Annotated in this window: 19 protein-coding genes; 10 read left to right on the top strand and 9 right to left on the bottom strand. The window is 68.9% G+C overall.

Translation table 11 applies throughout. The features are described 5' to 3' along the window. Window positions 1-61 precede the first annotated feature (61 nt). Window positions 62-991 (bottom strand): LysR substrate-binding domain-containing protein, encoded by a 930-nt coding sequence (locus ACM6JT_RS29480; protein ID WP_414857784.1) that lies wholly within the window; start codon window positions 989-991, stop codon window positions 62-64. Window positions 992-1,161: 170 nt separating this feature from the next. On the opposite strand from ACM6JT_RS29480, the gene ACM6JT_RS29475 reads away from it, so the two are divergent. The 3 genes from ACM6JT_RS29475 to scpB all read left to right on the top strand — a co-directional run bounded on the left by ACM6JT_RS29475 (window position 1,162) and on the right by scpB (window position 4,575). After that, window positions 1,162-2,484 (top strand): MFS transporter, encoded by a 1,323-nt coding sequence (locus ACM6JT_RS29475; protein WP_414857783.1) that lies wholly within the window; start codon window positions 1,162-1,164, stop codon window positions 2,482-2,484. A 61-nt stretch (window positions 2,485-2,545) separates the two neighbouring features. Further along, window positions 2,546-3,769 (top strand): CaiB/BaiF CoA transferase family protein, encoded by a 1,224-nt coding sequence (locus ACM6JT_RS29470; protein ID WP_131947171.1) that lies wholly within the window; start codon window positions 2,546-2,548, stop codon window positions 3,767-3,769. Then, a complete protein-coding gene (gene scpB / locus ACM6JT_RS29465) occupies window positions 3,766-4,575 on the top strand; it encodes a methylmalonyl-CoA decarboxylase (RefSeq protein WP_243565273.1) in 810 nt (269 codons plus the stop codon). The genes ACM6JT_RS29470 and scpB overlap by 4 nt, the downstream gene beginning before the upstream one ends. A 45-nt stretch (window positions 4,576-4,620) precedes the next feature. Here the strand turns inward: scpB and ACM6JT_RS29460 are convergent, their stop codons facing one another. The 3 genes from ACM6JT_RS29460 to ACM6JT_RS29450 form a co-directional block, all read right to left on the bottom strand. Further along, window positions 4,621-5,163 (bottom strand): chromate transporter, encoded by a 543-nt coding sequence (locus ACM6JT_RS29460; RefSeq protein ID WP_034182933.1) that lies wholly within the window; start codon window positions 5,161-5,163, stop codon window positions 4,621-4,623. After that, on the bottom strand, window positions 5,160-5,771 hold the full coding sequence (locus tag ACM6JT_RS29455) for a chromate transporter (protein ID WP_414857782.1): 612 nt from the start codon (window positions 5,769-5,771) through the stop codon (window positions 5,160-5,162). Before ACM6JT_RS29455 ends, ACM6JT_RS29460 begins: the two co-directional genes overlap by 4 nt. 141 nt (window positions 5,772-5,912) lie before the next feature. Next, window positions 5,913-6,668: a DeoR/GlpR family DNA-binding transcription regulator gene (locus tag ACM6JT_RS29450; protein ID WP_034182935.1), complete on the bottom strand. Its 756-nt coding sequence runs from the start codon at window positions 6,666-6,668 to the stop codon at window positions 5,913-5,915. A gap of 81 nt (window positions 6,669-6,749) precedes the next feature. Between ACM6JT_RS29450 and ACM6JT_RS29445 the strand changes: the two genes are divergently transcribed. The 3 genes from ACM6JT_RS29445 (at window position 6,750) to ACM6JT_RS29435 (ending at window position 8,837) form a co-directional block, all read left to right on the top strand. Further along, window positions 6,750-7,349: an NUDIX domain-containing protein gene (locus ACM6JT_RS29445; protein ID WP_034182936.1), complete on the top strand. Its 600-nt coding sequence runs from the start codon at window positions 6,750-6,752 to the stop codon at window positions 7,347-7,349. Then, a complete protein-coding gene (locus ACM6JT_RS29440; RefSeq protein WP_414857781.1) occupies window positions 7,346-7,726 on the top strand; it encodes a DUF4406 domain-containing protein in 381 nt (126 codons plus the stop codon). The genes ACM6JT_RS29445 and ACM6JT_RS29440 overlap by 4 nt, the downstream gene beginning before the upstream one ends. 244 nt (window positions 7,727-7,970) lie before the next feature. Then, complete coding sequence (locus tag ACM6JT_RS29435) at window positions 7,971-8,837, top strand: SIR2 family NAD-dependent protein deacylase (RefSeq protein WP_414857780.1); 867 nt, start codon at window positions 7,971-7,973, stop codon at window positions 8,835-8,837. Between the two features lie 37 nt (window positions 8,838-8,874). On the opposite strand, the gene ACM6JT_RS29430 is transcribed toward ACM6JT_RS29435, so the two are convergent. Beyond that, a complete protein-coding gene (locus tag ACM6JT_RS29430; protein ID WP_175748784.1) occupies window positions 8,875-10,086 on the bottom strand; it encodes a S53 family peptidase in 1,212 nt (403 codons plus the stop codon). Window positions 10,087-10,501: 415 nt separating this feature from the next. Here ACM6JT_RS29430 and crcB point away from each other — a divergent pair, with 415 nt between their 5' ends. Then, a complete protein-coding gene (crcB, locus tag ACM6JT_RS29425; protein WP_034182940.1) occupies window positions 10,502-10,888 on the top strand; it encodes a fluoride efflux transporter CrcB in 387 nt (128 codons plus the stop codon). A 23-nt stretch (window positions 10,889-10,911) separates the two neighbouring features. Beyond that, on the top strand, window positions 10,912-11,262 hold the full coding sequence (locus ACM6JT_RS29420; protein WP_034183430.1) for a DUF190 domain-containing protein: 351 nt from the start codon (window positions 10,912-10,914) through the stop codon (window positions 11,260-11,262). A gap of 13 nt (window positions 11,263-11,275) precedes the next feature. Here ACM6JT_RS29420 and ACM6JT_RS29415 read toward each other — a convergent pair whose 3' ends face one another. Then, window positions 11,276-11,839 carry a YggT family protein gene (locus tag ACM6JT_RS29415; RefSeq protein ID WP_034182941.1) on the bottom strand — a complete coding sequence of 188 codons (564 nt, stop codon included), beginning with the start codon at window positions 11,837-11,839 and terminating at the stop codon, window positions 11,276-11,278. A gap of 76 nt (window positions 11,840-11,915) precedes the next feature. Beyond that, window positions 11,916-12,845 carry a Rossmann-like and DUF2520 domain-containing protein gene (locus tag ACM6JT_RS29410; protein WP_414857779.1) on the bottom strand — a complete coding sequence of 310 codons (930 nt, stop codon included), beginning with the start codon at window positions 12,843-12,845 and terminating at the stop codon, window positions 11,916-11,918. Between the two features lie 516 nt (window positions 12,846-13,361). On the opposite strand from ACM6JT_RS29410, the gene ACM6JT_RS29405 reads away from it, so the two are divergent. Further along, the gene (locus ACM6JT_RS29405) at window positions 13,362-13,667 is read left to right on the top strand and encodes a hypothetical protein (RefSeq protein WP_027783774.1); all 306 of its coding nucleotides are present in this window, start codon (window positions 13,362-13,364) and stop codon (window positions 13,665-13,667) included. Window positions 13,668-13,785: 118 nt separating this feature from the next. Here ACM6JT_RS29405 and ACM6JT_RS29400 read toward each other — a convergent pair whose 3' ends face one another. Together ACM6JT_RS29400 and ACM6JT_RS29395 are read right to left on the bottom strand one after the other, a co-directional pair. Next, window positions 13,786-14,454, bottom strand: coding sequence for a LysE family translocator (locus ACM6JT_RS29400; RefSeq protein WP_131947160.1), 669 nt, complete (start codon window positions 14,452-14,454; stop codon window positions 13,786-13,788). Window positions 14,455-14,511: 57 nt separating this feature from the next. Next, on the bottom strand, window positions 14,512-16,068 hold the full coding sequence (locus ACM6JT_RS29395; RefSeq protein WP_034182944.1) for a UbiD family decarboxylase: 1,557 nt from the start codon (window positions 16,066-16,068) through the stop codon (window positions 14,512-14,514). Window positions 16,069-16,663: 595 nt separating this feature from the next. Between ACM6JT_RS29395 and ACM6JT_RS29390 the strand changes: the two genes are divergently transcribed. Continuing rightward, the gene (locus tag ACM6JT_RS29390; RefSeq protein WP_131947158.1) at window positions 16,664-17,776 is read left to right on the top strand and encodes a lytic transglycosylase domain-containing protein; all 1,113 of its coding nucleotides are present in this window, start codon (window positions 16,664-16,666) and stop codon (window positions 17,774-17,776) included. The last annotated feature ends 67 nt before the right edge of the window (window positions 17,777-17,843 follow it).

Below are 17,843 nucleotides of genomic sequence, written 5' to 3'. Positions count from 1 at the left end.
ACGATGGGAGCAACGTCAAGGGGCGCCGGGGAGCGTTGTCAATGCTCCCGCGCCGCGCCGGTCACGCGCGGCCGGCATCGCCGGCCGCCCATTCCGGCCGCTGCCCGAGCGTGTCGAACAGCCGCACGATCTCGGCCTTCACCTTCTGCACCGCATTGCTGACGAGCGCCGTATCGTGCCAACACAGCGACAGGTCGCGCGCGAACAGCCGGTGCGCGACCGTCGACAGCTTGAGCTTGCGTTCCTCGATCTCGACGTGCGCGGCCGTCCACGGCAGGATCGTCACGCCGAGCTGCGCCATCACGGCCGCGAACAGCAGCCCGGTCGAGCTCGCCTCGAAGCTGATCTCGTACGACAGCCCGGCCTCGCGCATCGCCCAGTCGACGCGGTTGCGGATCGTGTTCGGCGCGCTTGGCAGCACGAGCGGCATCCGCGCGATCGTATCGAGCGGCACGGGATCGTCCGGCACCGGAAACCCGGGCCACGTGATCAGGTACAGCGTTTCCGTCAGCAGCCGGTGGATCGCGATGCCGCGCGCGTCGACCGCGTCGACGACGATCGCGAGATCGAGCCGCGCGCGTTCGAGCAGCGTGTCGAGATCGGCGCTCGGCGCCTCGATCAGCTCCAGCATGATGCCCGGATAGCGGTCGCGCACCGCGCGTGCGAGTGGAATCGCCAGCACGCGCGCGGTGCTCGACGGCATGCCGACCGTCACGCGGCCCTGCGGCGTATCGGCGTCGCGGCGCAGCAGCTCGCGCGTGCCGTCGGCCTGGCGCAGCAGTTCGAGCGCATGCTGGTAAAGCGTGCGGCCGGCGGCGGTCGGCGCGACGCCGCGCACGCTCCGTTCGAGCAGCTGCATCCCGAGATCCCGTTCGAGATTGCGCATCTGCTGGCTCACCGCGGGCTGCGCGACATGCAGCGCCTCGCTCGCATGCGTGACGTTGCCGCATTCGACGACCTTCACGAAATAGCGCAACTGTCTCAAGTCCATCGCCGCCGTCTCCCGATTCAAGCCATAAGCCAATCCGATCGATCGAGATGAATATCATATTTTTCGGCGATCGAAGGTATTTCTATACTCGTCTCACAAAAGAGCCAGCCCGCCGGCCATCCCGGACCGAACGCGGCAACAGCGCCGGCCCCGCCGGCAAGGAGACGAAGATGTTCAAGGCGATCGACGCGCCGGCGGCCGGCGCGAAGCCGCGGCGCACGCCGCTCACGCGCGAGCAGGTCAAGGGCTTCTGGGCCGTGTACGCGGGCTGGGTGCTCGACGGCGTGGATTCGGTGATCTACGCGCTCGTGCTGATTCCCGCACTGACCGAACTGCTGCCGGCATCCGGCATCGCGGCGACGCCCGCGAATCTCGGCATGTACGGCTCGATCCTGTTCGCGCTGTTCCTGATCGGCTGGGGGCTGTCGTTCGTCTGGGGGCCGCTCGCCGACCGCTTCGGCCGCGTGCGTACGCTCGCCGCGAGCATCCTGATCTATTCGGTGTTCACCGGCGCGGCCGCGTTCGTGCACGACGTGTGGGCGCTGGCCGCGTGCCGGCTGATCGCCGGGATCGGCGTCGGCGGCGAATGGGCGCTCGCGGGCACCTACGTCGCCGAGAGCTGGCCGGAGGACCGCCGCAAGATGGGCGCCGGCTACCTGCAGACGGGCTACTACTTCGGCTTCTTCATCGCGGCCTGCCTGAACTACACGATCGGTGCGACCTACGGCTGGCGCGCGATGTTCCTGTGCGGGCTCGCTCCCGCGCTGCTCGCGGTGTTCACCGTGATGCGCGTGAAGGAACCGGGGCAGTGGCGCCGGCACGACGCGCGCGACGGCGACGCGGCCGACGCGCGGCGCGCGCATCCGCTGCGCGAGATTTTCGCGCCGGCGTTCCTGCGCCGCACGCTGACGAGCGCGAGCCTCGTCGGCGTTGCGATCGTCGGGCTGTGGGCCGGCTCGGTCTACGAGGCGAGCGCGGTCAGTACGCTGGCGGCGCGCGCGGGCATCGATCACATCGGCGCGATGCGGCTTGCATCGGTCGGCGCGGGGATCCTGTCGTGCGCGACGATCGCCGGCTGCCTGGTCGCGCCGTGGCTGTCGGAACGGCTCGGCCGGCGCGCAGCGCTCGGCGTGTATTTCGCGGGCATGGCCGGTGCGATCGTGTTCGCGTTCGGCTGGGCGTTCTACCAGCCGAACGGGCTCACGGCGTTCATGGTGTCGCTCGCGTTCCTCGGTTTCTTCGGCGGCAACTTCGCGATCTTCTCGCTGTGGCTGCCCGAGCAGTATCCGACGCGCGTACGGGCCACCGCGTTCGCGTTCAACGCGTCGGTCGGCCGCTTCATCGGCGCGGGCGTGAACTTCCTGCTCGGCGCCGCGATTCACGGCTACGGTTCGCTCGGCGTGCCGGTCGCATGGACCGCAGCCGTGTTCGTGCTCGGCATCCTGATCCTGCCGTTCGCGGTCGAAACGCGCCATCAGACGCTGCCCGAATGAGCGGCGCGCCGCGATCGTTCGGAAACACACAACATCCCGTCATCAATATCAGGAGTCCGGAATGCAGGCATTACAAGGAATCAGGGTCGTCGATCTGAGTCGCGCGCTGTCGGGGCCGTTCTGCTCGATGGTGCTCGCCGATCTCGGCGCCGACGTGATCAAGGTCGAGTCGGGGCCGAGCGGCGACATGAGCCGCGCGTGGGGGCCGTTCGATCGCGGCGTGAGCACGTACTACCTGTCCTGCAACCGCAACAAGCGCGGCGTCTGCGTGGATTTCCGGCAGCCGGCCGGCCTCGACGTCGTGCGGCGGCTGATCGCGCAGGCCGACGTCGTGATCGAGAATTTCAAGGCCGGCACGATGGACGCGATGGGGCTCGGCTACGCCGCGCTGAGCGCGCGCGATCCGCGGCTCGTGATGGGCAGCGTCACCGCGTTCGGCCCGCGCGGCCCGTTGCGCGACTGGCCGGGCTTCGACCAGATCGCGCAGGGTTATGCGGGGCTGATGAGTCTCACCGGCTTTCCGGACGGCGAGCCGACCCGCACGGGCACCGCGATCGGCGATCTCAGCTCGGGGATGTGGGTCGCGACCGGCGTGATGGCCGCGTTGTTCGAGCGCGAGCGCACGGGGCGCGGGCAGCATGTCGGCACGTCGCTGCTCGAAAGCCTCGTCGCGCTGCTGAGCGTGCACGGGCAACGCTACCTGAGCCTTGGCGACGTGCCGCGCCGCACCGGCAATGCGCATGCGGTGATCGCGCCGTATGGCGTGTTCGAGACGGCCGACGGGCCGCTCAACCTCGCGCCGATCACGACCGACATGTGGCTGCGGCTGTGCCGGTTGCTGGACCTGCCCGAGCTGCCGAGCGATCCGCGCTTCGCGACCAACGATGCGCGCGTCGAGCACCGCGACGCGCTGAAAGCGCTGCTCGAAAGCCGGCTGCGCACGCGCGGCAAGCGCGAATGGACGCAGCGTTTCGTCGAGGCCGGGTTGCCGGCCGGGCCGATCAATACGCTCGACGAAGTGTTCGACGATCCGCAGCTCGCGCACTGCGGGCTGGTCGAACCGGTCGCGCATCCGACGCTCGGAACGCTGCGCCAGGTCGTCACGCCGCTCGGCGGGATGGGCGACGATGTGCCGGCGCCGCGCACGCGCCATGCGCCGCCGCTGCTCGGCGAGCATACGGTCGACGTGCTGCGCGAAGCGGGCTACGGCGACGATGCGATCGACGCGCTGCTGGCGGAGCGTGCGATCTTCCAGGCGGAAGCGGTGGCGGAGGCCCTGCAATGACCGACACGACGAAACACGAAAGCGCATCGCGCGTGACGGTCGACATGATCGGCGAGCGGATCGCGCGCGTGCGGTTCGCGAATCCGGCTCGGCGGCATGCGCTCGACGCACCGTTGCTCGACGCGCTCGTCGCGCGCCTAGATGCGCTCGCAGCCTTCCGTCCGCCGCCCGTCGTGATCCTGTCGAACGACGGCAGCGGCGACGTGTGGAGCGCGGGACACGACCTGCGCGAACTGGCCGACGACCGCGATCCGCTCGCATACGGCAAGCCGCTCGAACGGGCGCTGCGGCGCGTGCGGACCTATCCGGGCGCGGTGATCGCGGCGGTGGCGGGATCGGCGTGGGGCGGGGCGGTCGATCTCGTGATGAGCTGCGACCTCGTCGTCGCGGCACGCGACGCGCGCTTCGCGATGACGCCCGCGAACATCGGCCTGCCGTATTCGACGAGCGGCCTGCTGCGCTTCTACGACAACCTGCCGATCCACGTGTTGAAGGAGATGTTCTTCTGCGCGCAGCCGCTCGATGCGGAGCGCGCCGCGCATCACGGGCTCGTGAACCGGCTGGCCGACGCGGGCGGCGTCGACGATGCGGCGCTCGACGTCGCGCGCACGATTGCCGCGAAGGCGCCGCTCGCGGTTCATGCCGTGAAGGAGCAGTTGCGTGTGCTGCAGGACGCACGGCCGTTGCCGGTCGATGCGTTCGAGCGGATTGCCGAACTGCGCCGGCAAGCGTGCGAAGGCGCGGATTTCGACGAAGGGCTGCGTGCGTTTGCGGAGCGGCGCGCGCCGGTGTTTCGCGGCGTATAGGTGTTGAGGTGCCAGGGCGGCGCCGCGGCGCGACGGCGGTGTGAGTTACACGCCGCCGATCGCGTGCACGCCGACGAGCAGCAGCGCGCCCACCGCGATCAGCAGCAGCGCGTGAATGCGCGAGACCATCACGCACAGCGTCGACGCGACCGCGATCACGCGTGCGGGCCAGCCGCCGTCGAGCGCCTGCAGCAGCACCCACACCGACGCGAGAATCATGCCGGCCGCGACCGGGCGCAGGCCGGCTTCGAGCGCGATCTGCCAGCGCGCGCCCTGGTGCCGCCGCCACAGGTGCGCGACGCCGTAGATCAGGAACGCGGTCGGGCCGAACAGCGCGAGCGTCGCGATCACCGCGCCCCAGAAGCCGGCCACCTGCCAGCCGATCAGCGTCGCAAGCAACGAGCCGGGGCCCGGCGCCATCCGCGCAATTGCGAAGTCGTTCACGAACTGCGTGGCGGTCATCCAGTGATGCACGTCGACAACCTGCCGCTGGAGGTCGGCGATGATCGCCTGCCCGCCGCCGATCGTCGCGATCGACAGCGGCGCGAACACGCCGAACAGCGCGGCGTAGCGTTGCGACGCGGTCATGGCTTGTCGCTCCCGGCGGGCGTGGTGGCCGCGCGTCGGTATTCGAGCGCGACGCTCAGCGTGCCGCCGATCAGCACGGTCCATACGAGCGGCCAGTGCAGCACCGCAACCGACACGAAGGTGAGTGTCGTCACCGCGAACGGCAACGCGCGGCGCGGCAGCCGGCGCACCGCCGTGATCGCCATCGAGATCGACAGCCCGATCGCGGCGGCGGCCGCGCCGGCGAGTGCGACATGCGTGAGCGGGAAGCGCGTGAGGGTCGAGAACGCGACGCCGAACAGCACGATCAGCACGGCCGGCGGCGCGATGATGCCGGCGAAGCCGGCCACCGCGCCGCGCCATCCGGCGAGCCGGTAGCCGATCCAGATCGCGAGGTTCTTCACGTTGACGCCCGGCAGCGCCTGCGACAGCGCGAGGCCGTTGAGGAACGCCTCTTCGTCGAGCCAGCGCCGCTCGTGCACGAAGTCGCGCATCATCCGCCCGCTGAGCCCGCCGCCGAAGCTGGTCAGGCCGATCTGCGCGAACGCGACGAACAGCGCGAGGACGCCGGGCGGCGGCGCATCGCCGGTGGGCGGCGCCGGCGGGGTGGTGGCGGAGGGCGAGGGCATCGTGCGTGCGGCGCGTAGCGATTGGGCGGGCGCCCATGTTAGCAAGCGGTGCCTGTCAGCACGCTGACATCGGTGCGGCGTTGGCGTGATGAAAACCGCAGTCGAGATCCGGCGCAACCGCACGGATTCGAACCGCTGCCGCTATGCGCGCACGACCGTCACGCCCGCGGCCTCGATCGGCTTCGTCAGCGCGGCTTCGGTTTCCTTCTCGACCACGACGGTCTGCGCGAGCGTGATGTCGCCGATCACGAACTGCGACGCCGCGCGCAGTTTCGACTGCGACGCGAGCACGACCGTCTCGGCCGCGCGTTCGGCCAGCGCGCGCTTGATCGCCGCTTCCTCGAAATCGCCGGTACTGAGCCCCGCGACCGGATGCACGCCCGTGACGCCCATGAAGTACAGGTCCGCATGGATGCGCGCGATGCCTTCCATCGCCGCGGCGCCGACAGCCACGATCGAATGCTTGTAGAGCCGCCCGCCGATCAGGATCACGTCGATCGACGGATGCGCGGCCAGCGCGACCGCGACGCTCGGGCTGTGCGTGACGATCGTCGCGCGCAGGTCGGCCGGCAGCTGGCTGACGAGCAGCGCCGACGTCGTGCCGCCGTCGACGATCGCCACTTGCCCCGGCGCGATCATCTGCGCGGCCCGCCTTGCGATGCGCCGCTTTTCCGCCGTTTCGAGCACCTCGCGCTGCGCGAACGGCGCGACGGCCGGCGACGCCGGCAGCGCGCCGCCATGCACGCGCTGCAGCAGGCCTTCGGCCGCGAGTTCGCGCAGGTCGCGGCGGATCGTGTCTTCGGACACGCCGAATTGCGCGCTCAGTTCGACCGCCAGCACCTGGCCGTCGCGTGCGAGCGCATCGAGGATCGCTTTCTTGCGTTGCGTCGTCAGCATCGTGTTTGCACGAAATTTCTTGAGGTTGCACGAATATGCACGTTACCATGGGCGCCGTCTTTTGTCGAATGGGAGGCTGCAATGGCTGCAACGCGGGAGCGCGTGCGCATCGTCGATACGACGGTGCTGTCCGATGACTGGTATGTGCTGAAGAAGGTGACGTTCGATTTCCTGCGCCGCGACGGAACGTGGCAGCGCCTGAGCCGCGAGACCTACGATCGCGGCAACGGCGCGACCATCCTGCTGCGCAATGCGGGCACGGGCGACGTGCTGCTGACGCGGCAATTCCGGATGCCGGCGTTCGTCAGCGGGCACGACGGGATGCTGCTCGAGGCCGCTGCCGGCCTGCTCGACGACGCGACGCCTGAAGCACGCATCCGCGCGGAGGCCGAGGAGGAGACCGGCTATCGCGTGCGCGGCGTGCGCAAGGTGTTCGAGGCGTTCATGAGCCCGGGGTCCGTGACGGAGAAGCTGCATTTCTTCGTCGGCGAATACGATGCGTCGCTGCGCACCGGCGACGGCGGCGGCGTCGCGGAAGAGGGCGAGGATCTCGAGGTCGTCGAGATGCCGCTGCACGCCGCGCTGGACGCGATAGAGCGCGGCGAGATCGTCGACGCGAAGACGATCATGCTGCTGCAATACGTCGCGCTGCGGGAAACCGCCGGCGCGCGCGCGGCATGACGCCGCTGCTCGTGCTGGTCGCCGGCCCCTATCGCAGCGGCACGGACGGCGACCCCGCGCGCATCGCCGCGAACCTGCACCGGCTGGAAGCGGCCGCGCTCGCCGTGTATCGCCGCGGGCATGTGCCGATGATCGGCGAGTGGGTGTCGCTGCCGCTCGCGGTCGCGGCCGGGTCGCGGCAGGTCGGCGACGAGATCAGCGAGGCGTTCCTGTATCCGGCCGCGCACCGGCTGCTGCGGCGCTGCGATGCGGTATGGCGGATCGACGGCGCGTCGCGTGGCGCGGACGCGGACGTCAGCCTCGCGCGGCAGCTCGGCAAGCCGGTCTATTTCGCGGTCGACGAGATTCCGGTCGCGCAAGACGATTCGGATAGCTGAGCAGGTGGGGAGGTGCCGGGTCGCGGCATCGCCGGGGCCTCCCTGCGTCGGCTGCCGCGGGAAAAGCCCGGCGCCATGCCGGATCGCAACGTTGCGATCGCGTCATGCCGCTGCATCGCGCATGCGGCGCGGCACCCGAACCGGCGTATGATCGCGACGCGACCCGCGACCCGCGACCCGCGACCCGCGACCCGCGACCTGCGACCCGCGACCCGCGACCCGTTCGACGTTACCGCCGCCCATCATGCCGTTCCCCGATCCCGACGATTCCACCGCTGCCGCCGCACAGCTTCCCGCCGATCTCGTCGCTGCCGCGGTTGACGTGCTCGCGCGCGCCGACGCGTTGCTCGTGACGGCCGGCGCAGGCATCGGCGTCGATTCCGGGCTGCCCGATTTCCGCGGTACGGACGGTTTCTGGCGCGCGTATCCGGCGCTGCGCCACGAGCGTTTCGAATTCCACGAGATCGCATCGCCGCACGCGTTCCGTGCGCGCGCGCAGCTCGCGTGGGGGTTCTACGGACACCGTCTCGCGCTTTACCGCGCGACGGTGCCGCATGCGGGTTTCGCGATCCTGCGTCGCTGGATCGACGCGATGCCGAACGGCGGCTTCGTGCTGACGAGCAACGTCGACGGCCAGTTCCAGAAAGCCGGCTTCGATCCGGCGCGGATCGTCGAGATCCACGGCTCGATTCACGCGATGCAGTGCCTGCGGCCCTGTTCGGACGACACGTGGGACGCGGCGCCGTTCGTGCCGGACGTCGACGAAGCGACCTGCCGGCTGGTCGGCGAAGCGCCGCGCTGCCCGCACTGCGGCGGCCTCGCGCGACCGAACATCCTGATGTTCGGCGACACCGGCTGGCTCGGTGCGCGCTACGACGCGCAGGAACGTGCGCTGGAAGACTGGATCGCGCGGGCCGGGCGCGTCGCCGTGGTCGAGATCGGCGCGGGCACCGCGATTCCGACCGTGCGCCTGCTGAGCGAACGGCTGGGTGCCGACGTGATTCGCATCAACGCGCGAGAGGCACATGCGCGCCGTGCGGACGTGATCGGGTTGAAGGGCGGTGCGCTGGCGACGCTGACTGCGCTCGACCGCGCATGGCGTGGCGGCTGAACGCCACGCCACGGGCTGACCGGCGACGCCCGCGCGGTTACGGCTGGGCGACGAGCGCCTGCACGAGCGCAGGTGCTTGCGGCGAACCGAGACCCGTCACGTAGTCGTAGCCGCCCGCTGCGTTGCAGACGCTGCCGCAATTGCCGTTGGACCCGGTCGTCACGTCGTGAAAGTCGCTGCCGTACGCGGTTTTCCCGACCGTATAGAGCGAATCGTAGGTGCCGCTCAACCGGCTCTTGCCGGCCGCCGCGCGCAGCGAATTCGCGATCGCGACGAGCGCCGACCATTGCGGCGCGCCCGCGCTCGTGCCGCCGACCTGGAACCAGCCCGCCTGCCCCTGGTAGGCGACCGAGTCGTACACCGCGAAACCGCTGGACGGATTCGCGTCGTAGCTGACGTCGGGCACGCCGCGCTTGCCGGCGACCGGAACCGGCCACGCGGTCTGGCCGGCCGGCTCGGCCTCGACGGTGCTCACGCCGCCGCCGCTGCCGCTCCACGCCGCCTCGCCGACGTAGTTGCCGTACGCATCGATGGACAACGTCGTGCCGCCCACCGCCACCACGTACGGCGACGCCGCCGGGTAATCGGTCCCGGCGCCGCTGTCGCCGGACGACGCGACGAACGTGACGCCCGCGACGTTGAAGTGGCTGTCGAAGCCGGCCTCGCTGCCGAACTCGCTGCCCCCGAAACTCATCGACACGACCGACGCGCCGCGCTTGACCGCGACGTCGACCGCGGCCAGCAGGTCGCTGAAGCTGGCCGACGCGGCCTCGACGAGCACGATCTTCGCCTTCGGCGCGATCGCATGCACCCATTCGACGTCGAGCGACGTCTCGAGCGCCCAGCCCGAATCGGTCCTGGGCCGTGTGCCGCGCGCGTACACCTTGGTGAAGCAGCCGTTCGACGACGTGCAGGCCGGCAGCGAGAACGCGTTGCTGAACACGCCGAGATCGGCCTCGATCTTCGGGTCGTCGTACGCATCGACGATCGCGACGACCATCCCGTCGCCCTGGTTGGCGATCGTGTCGAACCCGTACGCGTGTCGGGTGAGCGCGGGCGTGAGGCCGGATATCGAAGCCGTGCTCGCGCGCGGCTTGGTATGGAACGGCGGGCGCGCGTATCCTTTCGGCGCGCGGTTGCCTTCGACGTAGGACGGCGGTCCGTTGCCGTCGGCGAGCGCGACGCTCGATGCGAGCAGCGACGCGCACAGCGCCGGAATCAACATGGATGACAGGCGGATATTGTTCATTTTTCGAGTCTCCATGTCGATGGAGTGGGTTGGCGGAACAAGTCTACAAAATCGGCGAAGTTAATTGCATGGAATATCGGCCGGATACGGGAATGTCTGATAAGGGAAACTACGCGGAAGCCCCGTGAAATATGGGGTTTTAAAGGTGGGCGTGCAGCGGATGAAGTTGCTTTGCCGATTTTTGAAAGGCTGGTAGATAATCAATTGATTTTTAATTGATTTGTAATGTCCTGCGTAATGCGTCGGAAAATATCGAGTGCGGCGGATTCGCGGGAATAATGAAATGCATCGCGCCGGTGCGACACGATCCGGCGCACGACGGCCCGCTCCGCCGGCGTTGCGGCCGCGGCGCGATTCCGCATACAGTTCAGCGTAGGCCGCATCCGCCACGCGGCGTCGTCAGCGAGGAGTGCCCTTGTTCTATTCGATCGTCGCGATCTTCGTCGGCGCCGGGCTCGGCGCGTTGCTGCGCTGGTTCCTGAGCCTCGCGCTCAACGAATTCTTTCCCGAGGTGCCGCTCGGCACGCTCGCCGCGAACCTGATCGGCGGCTACGTGATCGGCATCGCCGCCGTCGTGTTCACGACCCGCGTCGGGCTGCCGCCCGAGTGGCGGCTGTTCGTGATCACGGGCTTCCTCGGCGGCCTCACGACGTTCTCGACCTATTCGGTCGAAGTGATGACGCATGCGTTGCAGGGCGAATTCGGATGGGCGTTTGCGGTGGCTGCCCTACACTTGACTGGATCGTTCGCGCTGACGGCGCTCGGCATGTGGACCGCGCGCGCGTGGCTCGCGGCGGCCTGAGCGTGCCGCCATCGGAGGGAGCGATGGACAGGGTCTTCTTGCGTTTCTATGTGCACGAGCAGCACCGGCTGCACTGGAAACCGCTGTGGGAATGGCTGCTGGAGGAGGCGAACCGGATGGGCGTCGCGGGCGGTTCCGCGTTTCGCGCGATGGCCGGCTTCGGCCAGCATCGCGTGCTGCACGAGGACCGCTTCTTCGAGCTGCAGGGTTCGCTCGCGATCGAGGTCGAATTCATCGTCACCGAGGACGAGGCGCAGCGTTTGCTCGAACGGTTGTCGCGCGAGAAAGTGCGCGTATGCTACGCGATGATTCCGGCGCGCTTCGGCGTGATCGACACGCTCGGCGCGCCGCCGGCGCAGGGGCCGGCGGCGTAGGGGGCAGCGTCGGTCAGATGCCGAAGATCGTCAGCGACACGGCGGCGCGCGTGACGATCATCAGCAGCACCTGCACGATCACGAACAGCAGGATCGGCGACAGGTCGATGCCGCCGAGGTTCGGGATGATGCGGCGCAGCGGGTTCAGGAACGGCGCGGTGAGCTGGAACAGGATCGGCATCGCCGGCGAGCGCGGGTTGAGCCACGACAGCAGCGCCATCAGGATCGTCATCCAGATCACGAGGTTGAGTGCCCACTTCACGACGGTGAGCAGCGCGACCACGACGAGCGTCGGGATCACCGCGGCCGGATCGAAGCCGGCCATCACGACCATCAGCACGACGTAGACGAGCGCGGTCAGCAGCGCGGCGACGACGCTGGCCCAGTCGATGCCGCGTACGCCCGCGATCACGCGGCGCAGCGGCAGCACGAGCCAGTTGGTCGCCTGCAGCACGGCCTGCGTGACGGGGTTGTACGGCGGCACGCGGACGGCCTGCATCCAGACGCGCAGGATCAGCGCGGCGCCGAACAGCGTGAAGACGGTATTGAGCAGAAAACGGGCGATCTCGCCGAACATCGTTGGCATCCTTTTTATACAGTCGAGTAGCGTGCGGCCGCCAACGCCGGATGGCGGCGCATCGGCCGACACCTTATCACGCCTCGTCTCGCGACGGGGAGGGGTGCGCGGCCGTGCGCGCGAGCGACGTTTCGACGGCTTCGGCGAGCGCCGGCAGCGACGCCGGCGGCGCGGCGCGCTTCGCCGCGAGCGCGATCGCGCGGCGCGTCATCAGCGCGTACAGCGTCGCGTGATCGCCGCCGCGTGCTTCGAGCAGCGCCAGCTGGCGTTCGACGATGCCCGTATCGCCGCGCGACACCGGGCCGGCGAGCGCGTTCGCGAGCCCCTTGTCGCGCGCGGTTTCGATCGTGCCGGCGAGCATCGGCAGCAGTGCGCGCAGCGCGGCTTCCTCGTCGAAACCGAGGCCGCGCCACAGCTCGACCGCTTCCGACAGCCCGCACAGCGCGAAGCTCGCCGCGTAGTGCGCGGCCGCGTGATAGAGCATCCGGCCGCCGGCCGGAATCGACAGCGGATGGCAGCCGAGTGCGGCAGCAAGTCGCATCAGCGTCGCGTGCAGCGCGCCGTCGGCTTCGATCGTGACCGAGCAGCCGTCGATGCGCGCGAGGTCGGCGTCGGTGCCGCCGAACAGGTAGAGCGGATGGAAGCCGCCGGTGGCCGCACCTTGCCGTTTCGCCGGATCGAGCAGCGCGACCGCCGACGCACCGCTGCAGTGGACGACTGCCTGACTGGCGGCGCGCGACGCGTCGAAGCGGAGCGCCGCGGCGGTCGACGCGAGATGGTCGTCGGGGACCGTCAGGAAGATCAGGTCGGCGGCGTCGGCGACCTGCTGCGGCGTGTCGACGGCCCGGCAGCCGTCGATGCGCGCGGCGAGCGCCGCGGCCGATTCGGGCGTGCGGCTCGCGATCGCGACGACGGGAAAGCCGGCCTGCGCGAAGCGCTGCGCAACGCAGCGCGCGAGGCGGCCGGCGCCGATGAAGCCGAGACGGGGTGTGTCGGGAAGAGACATGGCGGCGGGGACGTAAGCGAAAACGAAGCAGCCGCCAGTATCGCAGGAATGAAGGCGCGGTCGCGTAAGGTCGATTTCCGCGCGGACGCATGTAGTCATTACCGGTATGCGGTGCGATCACACGCGTATTTGCGTCCTGCATCACGGTCGAATTCCGTTCAGTGAACCCGACCCTGAAACAGGCTGCGCGCACGTTCCTGTTGAATCGTCGGCGTCCTGTTTCAAATTTGTAATCGTTCATTACGTGCGCGTGTCCGCCGCGCGTGCCGCATCCGGTAAGACTGACCGATCGTCGCGTCGCGCCCCGACTCGTCGGACGGAATCGCGCGACCTGCAAGGCTCGCCGCAGGCTCTGGAAGCCACGCCGCACGGCGGCTCCGGCCGCCTGCAATTGCAATTTGCAACAAATGCGAAACACGCGAGAGGCGGGTTTTCGCTACATTGCTTCCATGCAACGTGCATGCCCGCCGTTGCCGACAGGGGCGCAGAAAATACCGCTCCAGCAGGAGAATCGAAGTGAAAAAGCTCATTCCGTTCATCGCCGCCGCCGCGCTGGGTCTGGGTGCCGCAAGCGCCGCGCAGGCTCACGTGTCGATCGGGGTCGGCATCGGTATCCCGGTCGCGCCCGCGTATCCCGTTTATGCACCGCCGCCGCCCGTGTACTACGCGCCGCCGCCTCCGCCCGTGTACTACGCACCGGCACCGGCCTACTATGCGCCGCCGCCCGCGGTGGTCGTCGGCGGCTACGGCGGTTACTACGGTCGTCCGTACTGGCGTCATGGCTACGGCGGCTGGGGCCATCACGGCTACTGGCGTCGCTGATTCGTCCCGCGCGGCCTGACCGCGCGTGGCAAAACGGCGCAACGTCCCGCGAGGGGCGCTGCGCCGTTTTTTTATTGGTGCCGCGGCTCGACGCGCGGCCCGTGCAGGCCGGCTTCGCTTACGCCGCGTGCGCGATCAGGTCGCGGTAGCCGCCGACGATCACGCTGTACGAGAAATAGGCGAACAGCAGCGCCGACGCGACGTGGCACGCGCGCATCAGCCCGGCGCCCGCGCGCTTGCGGCCCTGGCTCGCGAGCGTGCACATGAAGAGCGTCCACGCGAGGCCGCCGAGGAAGAAGCCCGACAGGAACACCGACGCGGTGGCCGGCGTGGTCGCGCCGGCTTTCGCGATCAGTGCGCCGCCGACCGCCGCGAACCACAGGATCGCGCTCGGCGACGACATCGCGAGCAGCATCCCGCGCAGGAAACTGCGCCGCGCGCTTGCGCGCGGCGGCGGTGCCTCGTCCGCGTCGTCGTCGGCCGCCCTGGCCGGCGCAAGCGCTTCGCGCGCCATCTTCCACGTGAGGAACAGCAGCACGGCACCGCCGCCGATCCAGACGATCCAGCGCACGGCCTCGAACTGCAGCAGCACGGCCATCCCCGCGAGCGCGAGCGCCGCGTAGAGGAGATCGCCGACGCACGAGCCGACGCCGAGCCAGAAGCCCGGCCGGAAGCCGTGCGACAGCGTCAGCGACAGCATCGCGACGTTCACGAGGCCGATGTCGAGACACAGCGACAGCGACAGGAAGAAACCGTCGGACAGCATCGAGGCGGGAGGAAAGCTCATCTTCGTCGTTCTGGTGGTAGGTGCGATGCCACGGGCCGGCGGGCGCCGGCTACGGCCTCAGAGTCCGATCTCCTGCCAGAGCCGGTCGACGCGTGCCTTCACGGCCGCGTCCATCTCGATCGGACGGCCCCATTCCCGGTTCGTCTCGCCGGGCCACTTGTTGGTCGCGTCGAGCCCCATCTTCGAGCCAAGGCCGGCAACCGGCGACGCGAAATCGAGATAGTCGATCGGCGTGCTGTCGACCATCACCGTGTCGCGCACGGGGTCGACGCGCGTCGTGATCGCCCAGATCACTTCCTTCCAGTCGCGGATGTTCACGTCCTCGTCGACGACCACGATGAACTTCGTATACATGAACTGCCGCAGGAAGCTCCACACGCCGAACATCACGCGCTTCGCGTGGCCCGCGTAGCTCTTCCTCATCTGGACGATGGCCATCCGGTAGCTGCAGCCTTCGGGCGGCAGGTAGAAGTCGGTGATCTCCGTGAACTGCTTCTGCAGCAGCGGCACGAATACCTCGTTGAGCGCGACGCCGAGCACCGCGGGCTCGTCGGGCGGTTTGCCCGTGTAGGTCGAGTGGTAGATCGCGTCGCGGCGCATCGTGATGCGTTCGACGGTGAACACCGGAAACCACTCCTGCTCGTTGTAATAGCCGGTGTGGTCGCCGTACGGCCCTTCGAGCGCGTGCTCGTACGCGGCGGACGCGTTGCCGGCCGGCCGCGGCGGCGCGCCGGCCGGAGCGGGGGCAGGGGTGCCGTCCTGCGGATGGATGAAGCCTTCGAGCACGATCTCCGCGCGCGCGGGCACCTGCAGCGTGTCGACGCCGGGCGTCAGGCACTTGGCGAGCTCGGTGCGGCTGCCGCGCAGCAGGCCGGCGAACTGATATTCGGACAGCGAATCGGGCACGGGCGTCACCGCGCCGAGCGTCGTGGCCGGATCGGCGCCGAGCACGACCGCGACCGGATACGGCTTGCCGGGGTTCTGCAGCGCGAATTCGCGGAAGTCGAGCGCGCCGCCGCGATGCGCGAGCCAGCGCATGATCAGCTTGTTGCGGCCGATCAGCTGCTGGCGGTAGATGCCGAGGTTCTGGCGCGACTTGTTCGGACCGCGCGTGACCGTCAGGCCCCACGTGACGAGCGGCCCCGCGTCGCCGGGCCAGCAGGTCTGGATCGGCAGCTTGTGCAGGTCGACGTCGGCGCCTTCCCAGACGATCTCCTGGCACGGCGGCGACGACACCGACTTCGGCGCCATGTCCCACACGGCCTTCGCGAGCGACAGCAGCTTGCCGGCGTCCTTCAGGCTCTTCGGCGGGTCGGGCTCCTTCAGCGCGGACAGCAGGCGCCCGAGATCGCGCAGCGAGCCGAGCGCGGCGTCGTCGCCCGCATCGACGCCCATCCCGAGTGCGACGCGGCGCGGCGTGCCGAACAGGTTGCCGAGCACGGGAAACGCATAACCGGGCGGCGCGTTGAACAGCAGCGCAGGGCCGCCGGCGCGCAGCACGCGGTCGCACAGCTCGGTCATTTCGAGCACGGGCGACACGGGTTGCGTGACGCGCCGCAGTTCGCCGAGCGCCTCGAGGCGCTGGATGAAATCGCGTAAGTCTTTGTATTTCATGAAGAAGGTCCGGGCCGCCCGCATGGCGGGCGACGGTGGGCGGGCGCAGCGGCCGGCTGCGTCCCCGAATCGACCGACGATTTTACCCGGCCTGCCGCATGGACGCCCGGCCGCGAAAAAAGTCGATCGCGCGCAAACCCCCTACGGCACGGGGCTCCCGATCTGAAGGGCGGCTTTAAATTACTTTTTGTTATGATTTTGAGATTTTATAGTGTTGACGATCTATAAAACCCTGCTAGAATCCGCTCACATTGGTTGCAGGGTAAAAGGCTTCGAGCCGCCAATCACCGATCTTTGACGCAGCGCGTCACCGTCCGCCGAACCCTGCACGGCGTATTCGACGGCCTTAGTCGTAGTCCCAGCCAGCGCTACCAGACGCTGGTTTTTTGCGTGGGTGCCACCGCGTATGCCCGTCTCGCCCAGTGTGCGAAGGCGTCGGCCTTCTTACACCGTGGCCTCGAACGGTACTTATACCGTTTCCCCGATGCTTGCACGTCCCAACCAAGGCGTGCGGCGTCGTGATTCCGCGGCGCGTTTCTGTCTCGCCTTCGAGCTGAGCGAGCCGCACGAGTCATGTTCATGGGAGATGATCTGAATGAACGCTTGGTTATCGTGGCGTCCCACTGAGCAGCATGCGCAAATCGTGCGCAACATGCTGCGTCGCGGGACGCGTGTCAGTCACCATCTATTCAGCGTTGTCGGCTGTCTCGCTGTCGCGGTTGCGCTTGCACTGTGGCTGCTGCCGACCGTACGCGGCACGCTTGCCGCGAAGCTGATGCCGGTCGTATCCGCGGCCGTGCAGGCCGGGCCTGCCCGTTTGCTGTCCGGCCATCCGCTGCCGAACTTCGCGCCTGCCGGCGCGCAGCCGCAGCAGGAAGAGAGTCCCGAAACGGACGCACTTGCGGTCGGCCTCGATGTCGCACCGGAAGCCGCCGCGCAGGGCGATGCGTCCGATCCGGCCCGCAACGGCCCGTCGCCCGTCGCGCTCGCGAAACTGATCCCGACCCAGCGGGTGCCGGCCGACGCGCGCGACGATCGTGCGCTCGCGTCGAACCGCGAACAGGCGCTCGTCGCGACCTATCTGTCGCGCCGTTACCGCATCGCTCAGGAGCCGCTCGGCCAGCTCGTCAAGGCCGCGTTCCAGACCGGCCGTGACGTCGGCCTCGATCCGCTCCTGCTGCTGTCCGTGATGGCGATCGAGTCGGGCTTCAACCCTTACGCCGAAAGCGGCGTCGGCGCGAAGGGCCTGATGCAGGTCATGTCGAAGGTCCATTCCGACAAGTTCGAGTATTTCGGCGGCACCGATACCGCACTGCAGCCGCTCGCGAACCTCCAGGTCGGCGCGCTCGTGCTGAAGGACTGCATCGCCCGCGGCGGCTCGCTCGCGAACGGCCTGCGGCTGTACAACGGCTCGACGAACCCCGACGACAACGCATACGGCGCGAAGGTGATGGCCGAGCGCGGCCGGCTGCGCGACGTGTCGCATGGCCGCAGCGTGCCGGTCAATGCACCGCAGGCGCCGGCGAAGCCGATCGTCACGGCCGCTGCCGTAACGGCATCGGCAGGCGGCGCGAAGCGCGTGCATGCGACGCTCGAAGCCGCGACGTCGGCGAAGACGACGGCGTCGAAGGAAGCGTCGCCGCAGAACGACGCGAGCGTCGATACCGTGAAGCAGTCGCACGGCGACCATTCGGAACTCGGCGCGTAACCTGACGCGTACCGCGCGGTTCCGGCCGGCTGGAAATGAGAAAGGCACCCGATCGGGTGCCTTTTCC

Source organism: Burkholderia sp. IT-111MI5 (assembly GCF_949752865.1).
Classification (GTDB): Bacteria; Pseudomonadota; Gammaproteobacteria; order Burkholderiales; family Burkholderiaceae; genus Burkholderia; species Burkholderia pyrrocinia_C.
This window is presented reverse-complemented; position numbering and strand designations above follow the sequence as displayed.